The sequence below is a fragment of the Streptomyces sp. NPDC002643 genome (assembly GCF_053592555.1).
This window is the reverse complement of the sequence record NZ_JBSFVY010000074.1, coordinates 1-12,399: the sequence shown is the minus strand read 5'-3', so window position 1 is coordinate 12,399 and position 12,399 is coordinate 1. Positions and strand designations below refer to the sequence as shown.

Genomic DNA, 12,399 nt, shown 5'->3' with positions numbered 1-12,399 from the left:
CATGCTCAAGCACCGCACCCTCTACCAGCCCGGGCACGAACAAACAGCCTGACCAAACCCACAGACCTTGACCGAACAGATAGAAGCACCCCCCGGGCGCGCCCACGGGACTGCGCGAGGGGCGCGGTGGCCTTACGGGGTGGTGTGGAGGCCGTACGGGTGCCGAGGCGAGCCCAAGGCTGTCGCCGCACGGCGGTGGGGGCGTGTGGTGGCGCGGGTGCGGGGCGGCTGGGTTGTGCGTGCGGTGGTGCGGCTGGACGCGGGTGTACGGCGGTGGAGTTGGGTGTGCCGTAGTGAGGTCGGGCGGGTGTGGGGCCGGGGGCGGCGAAGACGCTGGTCCTGCCGCCGACCGTCCACAACGACCTGAGCGACCGCCCCGGTTCGCGCCGCGCGGCCACCCCGGCCCGGCCTGAGTGGCCGCCCTGGCTCACCGTTCAGCAATCGCCCCCAGGCGTCTCGGGCTGCGGCACCGGCGGCTCAGCGGGCCCCGGCTCCTCGGGCCCCGGAACCGACGGCTCCTCGGGAGCGGGCGTTTCAGCCCCCGGAGTTTCGCCGCCCGGTGCCTCGCCCCCCGGCTGTTCCGTACCCGGTGCCTCGGTCCCCGGTGTCTCGCCGCCTGGTGTTTCCGTCTCAGGGCTGTCGCCGCCCGGCGTTTCGTTCCCGGGGGTTTCAACGCCCGGTGTCTCGGTCCCGGGCGTCTCCTCCCCGGGGCTGTCACCCCCGGGCGTCTCGGCCCCCGGCGTCTCGGCCCCCGGCTCCTCCGCCTCCGGATACCCGGTGTCAGGGTTCTCCCCGCCCGGCGTCTCCGTACCCGGCTCCTCGACCCCCGGGTAACCACCGTCGGGCTGCTCGCCCCCCGGCTGTTCCGTACCCGGTTCCTCAACTCCCGGCTGTTCTCCACCGGGCTGCTCGGCTCCGGGCTCTTCCCCACCCGGGTCCTCGCCCCCCGGCGCTCCCGTACCCGGCCCGTCGCCCCCCGGCGCTCCCGTACCCGGCTCCTCGCCGCCCGGCGTCTGGGCCCCCGGCTCCTCCTCATGCCCGTTCCCCGGTGACGTGCTGTCCGGCGGTGGCTCGTACGGTGGGATCTCCTCCTTGGGCGGAGTGTTCTCCTCGGGCGTGGTGTCGTCCTGCGGCGTCGTCTCGTCCGGCGGTGTGGTGTCCCCGTCCGCCGGGACCTCGACCGTCGGCGACTCGACGGAACCGGAACCCTCGCCGCCCTCGCCCTCGTTGCCGTCCTCGGCCCTCGCCCGAATCACGACGGAGTCGCTGTCGCCGTCGCCGCCTCCGACCTCGGTCGGTGACACCGGCCCGGTGTCCGTACCCCCCGGCCCGACCTGACGCGGCACCGCCTTCCCGTCCGTCCTGGCCCCCCGGTGCTCGGCCACATCGGCGGCCGGCGTCTCCGGCAGCCGAGGCGCCGGAGCCTCCGCCACCGGCGTCCGCTGCGGCGGAACCATCGCCGGATCGAGCGAACCGAACACGATGCCGGCCGCGACGGCGGCCGCGGCCACGGTCGCACTGACCGCCGCGGTCCCCGGCTTGACCTTCGCCCCACCGGAAGCCATCTGCCGCACCGCGTGCAGCAACTGCCCCCCACCGTGCCCACCGACGGCCCCCGCCGAGCCGACAACGGCCCCCGAGGCCCCGCTCGCAGCCCCCGCCGTCCCGGCACCGGCACCCGCCGTCCCGACAGCAGTCCCCGCCGTCCCAGTACCCGCACCCGCCGTCCCGGCCGCACCAGCGGCTCCAGCCGCACCGCCACCACCAGCGGCTCCAGCCGCACTGCCGGCCCCAGCGGCCCCAGCGGCTCCAGCCGCCCCCGACACCCCCGCAGCCCCGGCGGCGCCGGCCGCCCCGGCCGCCCCCGTCAACGACGCCAGCAACTTCCCCGCGCCGCCGCCGACCACGAAAACCAACAACGCCGGTCCCACGAACGCGGGCAGGCGGTCGTTCGTGCGCATCAGGACGGCGAGCCGGGCCCGGCAGTCCTCGCACTCGTCGACGTGGCTGAGCAGTTGCTCGGACTGCCGAGGAGTCGCGGTCCCCCGGACATACGCCGGCATCCGCCCCCACCGCACCTGGCACGCCGGATCGATCGGCGCCCCCGGCTGCTCCCGCAGAAACGCCTGCCGCATCCCCTCCCGTGCCCGGTGCAACAGCACAGCCGTAGCACCCTGCTTGGCGCCGATGCGCTCCCCGACCGTCTCCAGGGGCTGCCCCTCGGCCTCCGCGAGCCACAGCGCCTGCACCCACCGCTCGGGCAACTGCCCCAGCACCCGCACCAACAGATCGACGGAGGAGACCTGTTCGGCGGGATCGGACGGATCACCCGCCGAACGGCCCCCGCCGACACCGATACCCACACCGATACCGATACCGCCGCCCGCGCCCGATTCGATGCGTTCGACGGTCGTCAGATCCTGCGGCGTCTCCCGCGCGGAGGTCGTACCGACGGCCGCCGCGAGATGCCGGACCGTCGTCATCAGATACGCCGGTACGTTCTCGATCTCGTGCCCCGCGGACAGCCGCCGCCACACCCGGAAGTGCGCCTCGGCCACCAGGTCTTCCGCGGTCCAGGAGTTCCTGGTGAGGGAACGCGCGTACGCGACGAGGCGTGGATGCTGTTCCTCGTAGATCCGGGTGTACGCCGCGGTGGCGGACGCGGACAGGGGACGTCCGGGCCCGGACCCCTGGGCGGGGATGGCCGGCATGGCGTCGTGGCCGTCGGTGCCTTCGGTGCCGTGGGTCATGGCAGGAACGCTCTCTTCACCTGCTGATGGGACGAGCATGATTTTGTATGTAGGGATGACAAAAATCTCAAGCAATCACGCAAGGTGATACACGTCACAGCGGGTTACTTCGAAAACGGCGTAATACCGGGGCCCTTGGGGCGGTCGAGGGGGTGCGGCCGGCCCAACCGCCCGGCCGCGCACCCGAAATGCCCGCGTGACCTTTCGTTCCCAACCCGCCGAAACCGGAGACCGACCATGAGCCGCACCCTCGAACAGCCCACCCGGGCCCGCCTGGTCACCCCCGACTACGAGGAACTGCCCGTACGCGCCACCCTGCGCTACACATCCGCCGACCCGTACGCCGTCCACATCGACTTCCCGGCCTCCGCCTCGATGGACGACACGGGCGTCACCTGGACCTTCGCCCGCGCACTGCTCGCCGAGGGGCTGACCACCCCCGCCGGCATCGGCGACGTACATCTGTGGCCGTGCGGCCCCCTGCACACCGTCGTCGAACTCCACGCCCCGTACGGCATGGCCATGATCCGCTTCGACACGGCCTCCCTCCGCCGCTTTCTGCGCCGGTCGTACGCCGTCGTGGAATCCGGCGGCGAGGACCTCGGCCCGCTCCTCGAAGCGGGTCTCACCTCCCTCCTGGGAGGCGTCTGAACCAACCCGCCGCGGCGCCCGCTATGTTCGATTCGATCGTCCGAGTGTTCGGAGTAGGCATGCAGAAGACAGACGCACCGGCCGGGGACACCGCCGTGGCCGCACCCGCACCCGCACCCGCACCCGCGGCCGATGCCGATGCCGTGACCGAGGCCGACGCGGAGATCGCCACCGTCACCACGGTCACCCCCGACGCAGGCCCCGACCCCGACGGCAACTGGCCCCGGCACTGGCCGTTGCTGCTGGTCGGAGCGGCGCTCGTGCCCGGTGCCGCGCTGTTCCTCGTCGGCCGGTGGCTGAGCGACCCGGCGATGGACGCCTGGCGGACGGTGTGTCTGTCGATCACCGTGCAGGCGCTGCCGTTCCTGCTGCTGGGCACGGCACTGTCCGGTGCCATCAACGCGTTCGTACCGGCCGAGGTGTTCAACCGTGTACTGCCCCGCAAGCCCGCGCTGGCCGTCCCGGTGGCGGGCGCCGCGGGCGTCGTACTCCCCGGCTGCGAGTGCGCGTCCGTACCCGTCGCGGGCAGCCTGATCCGCAGGGGCGTGAACCCGGCCGCGGCCTTCGCGTTCCTCCTCTCCGCCCCCGCCATCAACCCGATCGTCCTGACGGCCACGGCGGTCGCCTTCCCCGGCAGCCCCGAGATGGTCCTGGCCCGCCTCCTCGCCTCCCTCGTCACGGCCGCCGCGATGGGCTGGCTGTGGCTCTGGCTGGGCAAGGAGAAGTGGCTCAAACCCTCCGTACGGCACACCGGTCACCAGCCGGGGCACAGCCGCTGGACGGAGTTCCGGCAGGGCTTCCAGCACGACTTCCTGCACGCCGGCGGCTTCCTGGTCGTGGGCGCGATGGCCGCCGCGACCTTCAACGTGGCGGTACCGCGCTCGGTCCTGGACACCGTCGCCGACTCCCCCTGGCTCTCCGTCCTCTTCCTCGCCGCGCTCGCCATCCTCCTCTCCGTCTGCTCCGAGGCCGACGCCTTCGTGGCCGCCTCCCTCAGCGGCTTCTCGCCGACCGCGAGGCTGGCGTTCATGGTGGTCGGCCCGATGGTCGACCTGAAGCTGATAGCCCTCCAGACGGGCACCTTCGGCCGCGCGTTCGCGCTCCGCTTCTCCGCCGCCACCACCGTCGTCGCCGTCCTGTGCAGCGTCCTGATCGGAGCCGTACTGCTGTGAAACGCCCCCTGCAGTCCCTACTGCTCCTCCTCAGCGGCGTCGGCCTCCTCCACGCCACCCTCCTCACCGACCTCTATCTGACCTACGTCAAGCCGGGCATGCGCCCCCTGCTGATCGCCTCCGGCGCCGTACTGCTCGCCCTGGGCGCGGCGGAGGCATGGTCCCTGTGGAGACCGAACGCGACAGCCGGGAAGGCCACCCCCAATCCCGACCTCGACCCGGACCCCGACCACGGGCATGTCCACGGGCATGTCCACTCCACGCCGCCCCGGGTCGCCTGGCTGCTCTTCCTCCCCGCGGTGAGCCTCCTCTTCTACGCCCCGCCGGCCATCGGCGCGTACACGGCCTCCCAGGAACCCACCAAGGCGGTGGAGGTCAAGTCCCAGGACGAGTTCGACCCGCTCCCCGGGACGTCCCCCCTCCCGATGACCCTCACCGACTTCACGACCCGAGTGCGGCAGGACCGCGAACGGGCCATCGAGGGCCGCCTGATCCAGATGACGGGCTACGTGACCCCGGAGAATCCGAAGGGCGCCACCGACAACGACGGCGAAACCGACAACGGCGACGGCGGCGACACCGACTGGTACCTGACCCGGACGATCTTCACCTGCTGCGCGGCGGACGCCCAGTTCGTGAAGGTACGCGTCCACGGCATCGCGCCCCCGCCCGCCGACACCTGGGTCACGCTCACCGGCACCTGGCACGAGCAGGGCACCCTGGGCACGAACACCGCCCAAGTGGCCCTGGACGCCCACACCGTGCGGCAGATCCCCCGCCCGTCGAACGGCTACACGGACGCCCTGCCCCTCCCCGCCGGCTGAGAGCTTGTGTCATATCCCCGGTCGGGCGCGCGACGCCTGGCACGCACGCTCGCGGCGTTGCCGAAACGCCCTAGTAGCTCCTCCCCCACGCTCGAACAACCTCGCGCGGGGGCACCCCCATGACGCCGCGCGCTGATCCGACTGGGAATATGACACAAGCTCTGACCCGAGGAGCCACCATGCCGCCGAGCCCCTCTCCCGCCCCGAGACGCCGCTCCACCGAGCCCGGGATCGTCTTCACACCCGGCCGACTCCGGCCGGCCCTGCTCATCCTGCTGGCCGGAGCACTCGCCCTGACGGTTCTGCATGTGGGCCTGTCCTTCACGGACGACCCGATGACCGGCGGTGAATTCCGCCAGTGGCTGGGGGCGGCCCTGACCGCCGCCATCGTCGTCCCGTTCCTGTTCCCCGACGGCCGAGTCACCCTCACCGAGGACGCCCTGCTGATCGGCGCCGGCCGCCGCAGGGTCCCCTGGCGCGACATCCGCGACCTCGAAGTCCGCCGCGTCCTGGGCGTACGCCACCTCGTCGTCCGCACGACGGACGGGCGCCGTACGACCCTCCACGCCCCGTCGTCCTTCCTCGACCGGAACTTCGACCGGAAGGTCCGCGTCCTCACGGACCACTGGCAGACGGCCCACGCACAGCCGCACCCCTGAACCCGGTCGGGGTGTTTCCACTCGTCCGGGTGGATTGGTACCCAAGAGTCCCGCAGGACGCCACCCACACGCGACTCTTCCGTAAGAGCCGTAATTTTGTGGGGAGATGACTGAAATGAGCACACGGGACCCCGTCACCGCCGACGCCGGCGACGAGCCTCTGGACCTGACCGATCCGGCGCTGGTCGCGGACCCCTTCACCTCCTACGCGCCCATCCGGGAACGCGAGCGGATGGTGCGCGGGCGCGTCCCCGGTGTCGACCCGATGTGGGTGGCCACCCGCCACGACGACATCCGTACCGTCATGAGCGACTCCCGCTTCACCATCGACGCCACGGCCGTCCCCGGCGCACCGGTGGCCCACCGCACCGAGCAGACCTGGCGGGCCCGCGGCATGTACCGGGGGTACGAGAAGTATCTGCGCGCCGGGATCTTCGACGCGGACGGCCCCGACCACCGCCGACTGCGCGGCCGGGTCAGCGCCGCGTTCTCCCCGGGCCGGGTGGCCGCCCTGCGCCCCCGGATCGAGGCCATCGCCGGCCGGCTGCTCGACCGTCTGCCGGACCACGCCGAAGACGGCGTGGTCGACCTCGTCGAGCACTTCGCCAGGCCCCTGCCCATCACCGTCATCTGCGAACTCATCGCCGTCCCCGAGGCCGACCGTGACCGCTGGCGGGCCCGCAGCGCCACCCTGGTCGCCGGTGTCTGCGGCGACGAACTCGGTGACGCGCTCGCGGGCATGGTCGAGGACGCGATCGCCCTGGTCGACCACCACACCACCCACCCCGGGGACGACCTCGTCTCCGACCTGCTCGACCCGCGCCACCACGACCGGCTGAGCACGGAGGAACTGGTCGTCCTCATCGCCAACCTCGTCGTCGCCGGGCACATCACCACCGTCAACCTCATCGCCAACGGCACCGCGGCCCTTCTCACCCACCCCGGCCAACTCGCCCTGCTGCGCGAGGACCCCACCCTCATGCCGCACGCCGTCGACGAACTCATGCGCTACTGCGGCCCCGTCGTACGCGCGCTGCCCCGCTACGCCCTCCGCGACACCACCCTCGGCGGCACCCCCGTGAGGGCCGGGGAAGCCGTCCTCCCGATCGTGTCCGCGGCCAACCGCGACCCGGCCGCCTTCACCGAACCCGACCGCCTCGACATCACCCGCACCCGCCACAGCCGGGAACACCACCTCGGCTTCGGCCACGGCGCCCACCGCTGCCTCGGCGCACACCTCGCCCACGAGGAGACCGCCATCGCCCTGACCGCCCTGCTCGGCCGCGCCCCCGACCTGCGGCTCGCCACCGATCCCCAGCATCTGAGGCGCGGCACCAACCCGGTCAACTGGCATCTGACGGCACTCCCCGTGCGCTTGTAACTCCGCGACGCCCCCTGCCGGCGCGGTCGGCCCACCGACCCCTGACCCACCGACCCCTAACCCACCGAGACCGCGCTCCAGGTGGCGGCCACCGTGGCGTACTCGACGCTGTCCGCGCCGTACAGGTCCCGTGCCGCGTCGAGGGTCGCCGTACGGGCCCCCGCGTAGTCCGTCGACGAGGTCATGTACACCGTCAGAGCCCGGTACCAGATGGCACCGAGCTTCTCCTTGCCGATGCCGGTGATCGTGGAGCCGTCGCAGGTCGTGCCGGTGTGCTGGACGCCGCCGATGGTCTTCGTGCCGCTGCCCTCGGCCAGCAGATACGCGAAGTGGTTGGCGACGCCCGACGAGTAGTGGACGTCCAGCTCCCCGACCGACGGACTCCAGCAGTCGACCGAGACGCCGTCCCGGGAGGGCCGGTCCATGTACCGCAGCGCGGACCGCCCGAACCCGGACCGCACGATCTTCTCCCCGACCAACCAGTCAGCGGGATCGGAGGAGTTCGCGGCATGGAATTCCACCATCCAGTAATTGTGCCTCACAAACTGATGTAATAGTTTGTGAGGCATGTCCACCCACGTGAAGCGGGCGTTCAAGTACCGCTTCTATCCGACCGATGCGCAGGCAGCCGAGCTGTCGCGCACGTTCGGATGCGTGCGGAAGGTCTACAACATGGCGCTCGCGGCCCGCACCGAGGCATGGGCGCGGCTGGAGCGGGTCAACTACAACCAGACCTCGGCCATGCTGACGGCGTGGAAGAAGACCCAGGAACTGGCCTACCTCAATGACGTCTCCTCCGTCCCGCTGCAGCAGGCACTGCGGCATCTGCAGACCGCCTTCGCGAACTTCTTCGCCAGACGCGCCAAGTACCCGCGCTTCAAGGCGAAGAAGAAGTCCCGCGCGAGCGCGGAGTACACCTCCTCGGCGTTCCGCTTCCGCGACGGCCGCCTGATGCTGGCGAAGATGGCCAGCCCGCTCGATATCGTCTGGTCGCGTCCCCTGCCCGACGGGGCCACACCGACCACGGTGACCGTCAGTCGGGATGGCGCGGGACGCTGGTTCGTCTCCCTGCTGTGCGAGGACCCATCGGTGCATCCGCTCGCGGCCGCCGATACGGCGGTCGGTATCGATGTCGGCCTGGATCACCTGCTGACCCTCTCCACCGGGGAGAAGGTCGCCAACCCCCGGCACGAGCGCGGGGACCGATGCAAGCTGGCGAAGGCTCAGCGGGAACTGTCCCGCAAGGCCAAGGGCGATGGCGCCAACCGGCGCAAGGCCCGGGCGAAGGTTGCGAAGATCCACGCCCGGATCGCCGATCGCAGGCGGGATGTGCTGCAAAAACTGACGACTCGACTCGTGCGTGAGAACCAAACGCTCGTGATCGAGGATCTGACCGTACGCAACCTGGTCAGGAACCGGAGCCTGGCCCGCGCCATCAGTGATGCCGCGTGGTCTCAGTTCCGAAGCATGCTGGAGTACAAGGCCGACTGGTACGGACGGGAAGTGGTCGTGGTGGACCGCTTCTTCCCCTCGTCCAAGCTGTGCTCCCACTGCGGCACCCTCCAGCCGGAGATGCCGCTGGGCGTCCGAACCTGGACGTGCGGCAGCTGCAGTGCGTCCCATGACCGGGACGTGAACGCGGCGAAGAACCTTCTGGCCGCCGGGCTGGCGGTGACAGTCTGTGGAGCTGGTGTAAGACCTCAACGGAGAACTCCGGGCGGGCAGTCGGCGGTGAAGCAGAAAACCCCACGGCGCGAGCCGTAGGAATCTCCTCGTTCACGAGGGCGAGGAAGCCAACTGTCTCCCATGTCTCCGGGGGAAGGCGATCGCACGACCACTGATCACGGACAGATTTAAGAATCGTCTGCGCCCTTTCGGGCGCGAGGGCTGGCTTACACGGCTGGGGTCGGTGTGAGCCTAAGCACCAGGACCCCCGGAGCTGCCGGCAGGCGCACCCGTAGCCCCGCACCCTCCCACTCGGCCGCGCCGTCAGCCCCGTCCGCCGTCGTGTGCAGCACCTCCACCCGTACTCCACGGCCACGGACGTCGCCGTCCCCCACCCCCAAGTGCGGTACCGGAACGAGCCGTTCGACGTCACCACCACCCCGACGCCAGACCGTCACATAGGTGGGCCCCTCTCCCTCGACGACCGATGGCCGGAGCCCCAGGGCGATCCACTCGTCCGTCCAACCGGGTAGGCCCAGCGGCCAGAAGGGGACCGAGACGCTCAGGTCGCCGCGGATCTCCTTGTACGTGTCCAACGCACTTCGCACCAACCCCCGCTGACGATCCGTCATCCCATCCAGATGCCCGGAGAGATGAACGCGCCCCAACAGCGCTGTCCCCAACGTGTAGGCGATCTCCGCGTCGCTGAACGTCGGTTGGGGACAGGCCCAGGCGGCTGACTGCTCGGGGGGAACGGCGGTGGGGGCGGAGGCGGCGATCGGCGGGTAGCGCAGGTGGTCCTGCTGATCGGATGTGGACTGGAGTTGGACGAGTGCCAGGGACGCGCCGTCCATGCGCATGCCCCCCGAAGCGCAGTTCTCGATGACCAACTCGGGGTGGCGGTCGAGTACGGACGACAGCCAGGCGAGCCAGGCGCGGGAGTGGGCGAGGTGGCCCGGCGCGGTGGTGGTGATGTTGTAGTCGAGCTTGAGATAGCCGACGCCCCACTCGCCGACGATCCGGTCGACCGTCTTGTCGAGATGTGCCCGGGCCGCCGGATGGGTCAGGTCCAGCTGATGGCGGTCCTGTTCGCTCACCCGGCTTCCGTCGGCGTACCGGAGGAACGCCTCGTCCGGCAGCTCACGCGCCAGCGGACTGCGCACCCCCACCACCTCGGGCTCCAGCCACAGCCCCGGCACCATCCCCCGCTCGCGAATCCGGTCGAGGACGACCCGGAGACCACCGACACCGTCCTCCCCACCGGGGAACCGCCGGGCCGACGGCACCCACTCCCCGACGCTGTCCCACCACCCCCCGACGGTGTTCCTCCAGAGCGCCTGCTCACCCTCCGCGTCCCCGTCGTCGTACCAACCGGCGTCGACACAGAAGTACTCGGCCCCGACCTCGGCCGCCGCGTCGATCAGAGGCAGCAGCTTCTCTGTCGTCGGGTCACCCATCAACGTATTCATGTAATCGTTGAAGACGACCGGCAGCCGCTCATGATCCCCATGCGGCCGCCGCAGCACCCGCCGGTACGAGGTCAGCTCGGCCAACGCCCCCTCGAAGCCCGTACCGAGGGCGAGCGCGACCCACTCGCTCGCGAACTCCTCACCCGGCTCCAGAACCTCACGCCACTGATGCTCGTCATAGGTGGGCCCACCGAGCGCCAGACACGTGCCCGCCCCCGACGGCCCGACCTCCCACACCCAACTCGACGCCGACTCGATCTGCCACACCCAGCCACGCCCATCCTTACGATGCCGCAGCGCGCCCATCGCCAGATGCCCATCGGTCGGCCAACTACCGCTCCCGGCAAGCCGTATCCCGGCACGCCCCCCATGCCCGTGCAACGCCCGATGGATATCGGGCACGGCCCCACCCAACGGCTCCTCATACCAACGGCACTCGGCACACCAGTCGTTGCGAGCCCGCGCCACCACCAACTCCTCGGCGGCGGGCAGCCCCCCGACCAGCAGACTCCGCACCGACCGCAAGGTGACCGGCGCACCCCCGTCATTCCGCACCCGAACCCGGGACCGCACCACGGAAACCCCATCGGGCGAGGCGAACTCAACGAAAACGGTCACCCCCGACGCCGCACCCCCCTCCGCCCCCTCCCCCTCACGACCTCTCTCCCGCAACTCGAACGTCAGCCGATGCCACCCCTCCTCGAAGGCGGAACGGTGCGCCCGATATCTCAACCGCTGCCCGAGCGCGGTCCCCGAGAACCGGGGCCCCGACCACCCGGTGCCATCACCGAGCACCACGACATCGGCCAACGGCAACGACGCCCCGACCCCCTCCTTCTCCTCCTCCGACTCCTGTGACTCCTCGGGGCGCCGTACGCGCACCAGCCGGGGTGTGTCGTCACTCAGATCGAAGTCGAGGGCCAGCCCGGAATGCCCCCAGCGGTAGGCGAGGCTCCACGGAAACGAGTCGGTCCACTGCCGGTCGTCGTGCTGCGACATACGTTCCCCCGAGTCGAAGGTGCGCCGATGTTCCGAATCCCCCAAGTGTTCACGGCAAGCTGTGAGCCGCCTTTTCCCCTGCTGCGCGTGGTGCCGTGATCATCACAGGATGTCTACGGGATGAGTGTATGAACGTTCAAGTGTTTGGGGTACTGATGACGTCCACGGAACATCTGACGCACCACAGCACGAGGAGCCACCCCGCACATGAACGCCGACGCCCTGAGTGAGACCGTCCTGAAGAACGCCCGCCCCGAAGTCGAGGCATGGCTCACCGAGTTCGTCGAGCGCAACGGCGGTTTCGTCGGCTCCGTCCATCTCTCCGAGCCTGCGGACGAGGGCGAGATCGTGCTGGTGGCCTCGCACAACCTGCCGCCCTCCGTGCGCAACGGCACCGCCACGATCCCCCTCGGCAAGGGCATGGCAGGCACCGCGGCCCAGCGCCGCGAGGCGGTGGCCATCTCCGACTTCCAGTCCGATACGACGGGAGTGGCCGTACGGGGCGGGCGTGCCGCCGGCTCCAAGGGCTCCCTCACCCTCCCCGTCTTCGACCCCGAGGACGACACCAGGCTCCTGGCCGTGGTCGGCCTCGGCTTCCCCGAGCAGCGCGACTTCACGCCGGCCGACATAGCGAAGTACAGCGCGGACGCGACGACGGTGCTGGCGATCATCTGAACGTGACACCACCGGGCACCCGGCGTGGGAGCGGGCCGGGCCGGGGTCACGCTTACCGGCGCTGACAGGGTGCCGCTGCGCCCACCCTCCCCCACGCTCGGCTTCTCCCCCACTCTCAGCTTCGTTCGAGCGGGAGGTGCCCCCACCGCGGGCG

The 12,399-nt window shown here is 70.8% G+C and carries 9 protein-coding genes and 1 pseudogene; 7 read left to right on the top strand and 3 right to left on the bottom strand.

Annotation, left to right across the window (positions count from 1 at the left end; all coding sequences use genetic code 11):
• Window positions 1–434 precede the first annotated feature (434 nt).
• Window positions 435–2,750 carry a sigma-70 family RNA polymerase sigma factor gene (locus tag ACWD4G_RS45380; protein ID WP_451304576.1) on the bottom strand — a complete coding sequence of 772 codons (2,316 nt, stop codon included), beginning with the start codon at window positions 2,748–2,750 and terminating at the stop codon, window positions 435–437.
• 237 nt (window positions 2,751–2,987) lie between these two features.
• Between ACWD4G_RS45380 and ACWD4G_RS45375 the strand changes: the two genes are divergently transcribed.
• From ACWD4G_RS45375 to ACWD4G_RS45355, 5 genes are all read left to right on the top strand, one after another.
• Window positions 2,988–3,401, top strand: coding sequence for an SsgA family sporulation/cell division regulator (locus tag ACWD4G_RS45375; RefSeq protein WP_451304574.1), 414 nt, complete (start codon window positions 2,988–2,990; stop codon window positions 3,399–3,401).
• A 59-nt stretch (window positions 3,402–3,460) separates the two neighbouring features.
• Complete coding sequence (locus tag ACWD4G_RS45370; protein WP_451304572.1) at window positions 3,461–4,573, top strand: permease; 1,113 nt, start codon at window positions 3,461–3,463, stop codon at window positions 4,571–4,573.
• On the top strand, window positions 4,570–5,397 hold the full coding sequence (locus ACWD4G_RS45365; protein ID WP_451304570.1) for a TIGR03943 family putative permease subunit: 828 nt from the start codon (window positions 4,570–4,572) through the stop codon (window positions 5,395–5,397). Before ACWD4G_RS45370 ends, ACWD4G_RS45365 begins: the two co-directional genes overlap by 4 nt.
• A 179-nt stretch (window positions 5,398–5,576) precedes the next feature.
• A complete protein-coding gene (locus ACWD4G_RS45360) occupies window positions 5,577–6,056 on the top strand; it encodes a hypothetical protein (protein ID WP_451304568.1) in 480 nt (159 codons plus the stop codon).
• A gap of 115 nt (window positions 6,057–6,171) precedes the next feature.
• Entirely contained in the window at window positions 6,172–7,437 is a 1,266-nt protein-coding gene (locus ACWD4G_RS45355) for a cytochrome P450 family protein (protein WP_451304566.1), read from the top strand.
• A 56-nt stretch (window positions 7,438–7,493) separates the two neighbouring features.
• On the opposite strand, the pseudogene ACWD4G_RS45350 reads toward ACWD4G_RS45355, so the two are convergent.
• A pseudogene (locus tag ACWD4G_RS45350) lies at window positions 7,494–7,961 on the bottom strand (M4 family metallopeptidase); the annotation flags it as partial.
• Window positions 7,962–8,004: 43 nt separating this feature from the next.
• On the opposite strand from ACWD4G_RS45350, the gene ACWD4G_RS45345 reads away from it, so the two are divergent.
• Window positions 8,005–9,201: an RNA-guided endonuclease InsQ/TnpB family protein gene (locus ACWD4G_RS45345; protein WP_451304564.1), complete on the top strand. Its 1,197-nt coding sequence runs from the start codon at window positions 8,005–8,007 to the stop codon at window positions 9,199–9,201.
• Between the two features lie 128 nt (window positions 9,202–9,329).
• On the opposite strand, the gene ACWD4G_RS45340 is transcribed toward ACWD4G_RS45345, so the two are convergent.
• Window positions 9,330–11,570: a glycoside hydrolase family 36 protein gene (locus tag ACWD4G_RS45340; RefSeq protein ID WP_451304562.1), complete on the bottom strand. Its 2,241-nt coding sequence runs from the start codon at window positions 11,568–11,570 to the stop codon at window positions 9,330–9,332.
• A 207-nt stretch (window positions 11,571–11,777) separates the two neighbouring features.
• Between ACWD4G_RS45340 and ACWD4G_RS45335 the strand changes: the two genes are divergently transcribed.
• Complete coding sequence (locus tag ACWD4G_RS45335; protein ID WP_451304560.1) at window positions 11,778–12,245, top strand: GAF domain-containing protein; 468 nt, start codon at window positions 11,778–11,780, stop codon at window positions 12,243–12,245.
• The last annotated feature ends 154 nt before the right edge of the window (window positions 12,246–12,399 follow it).

What these genes read in the sequence shown, in the direction of transcription:
- ACWD4G_RS45360 (WP_451304568.1), top strand. Translation starts at nt 5,577, where the DNA reads ATGCCGCCGAGCCCCTCTCCCGCCCCGAGACGCCGCTCCACCGAGCCC.
- ACWD4G_RS45380 (WP_451304576.1), bottom strand. Translation starts at nt 2,750, where the DNA reads ATGACCCACGGCACCGAAGGCACCGACGGCCACGACGCCATGCCGGCC.
- ACWD4G_RS45340 (WP_451304562.1), bottom strand. Translation starts at nt 11,570, where the DNA reads ATGTCGCAGCACGACGACCGGCAGTGGACCGACTCGTTTCCGTGGAGC.
- ACWD4G_RS45375 (WP_451304574.1), top strand. Translation starts at nt 2,988, where the DNA reads ATGAGCCGCACCCTCGAACAGCCCACCCGGGCCCGCCTGGTCACCCCC.
- ACWD4G_RS45345 (WP_451304564.1), top strand. Translation starts at nt 8,005, where the DNA reads ATGTCCACCCACGTGAAGCGGGCGTTCAAGTACCGCTTCTATCCGACC.
- ACWD4G_RS45335 (WP_451304560.1), top strand. Translation starts at nt 11,778, where the DNA reads ATGAACGCCGACGCCCTGAGTGAGACCGTCCTGAAGAACGCCCGCCCC.
- ACWD4G_RS45355 (WP_451304566.1), top strand. Translation starts at nt 6,172, where the DNA reads ATGAGCACACGGGACCCCGTCACCGCCGACGCCGGCGACGAGCCTCTG.
- ACWD4G_RS45370 (WP_451304572.1), top strand. Translation starts at nt 3,461, where the DNA reads ATGCAGAAGACAGACGCACCGGCCGGGGACACCGCCGTGGCCGCACCC.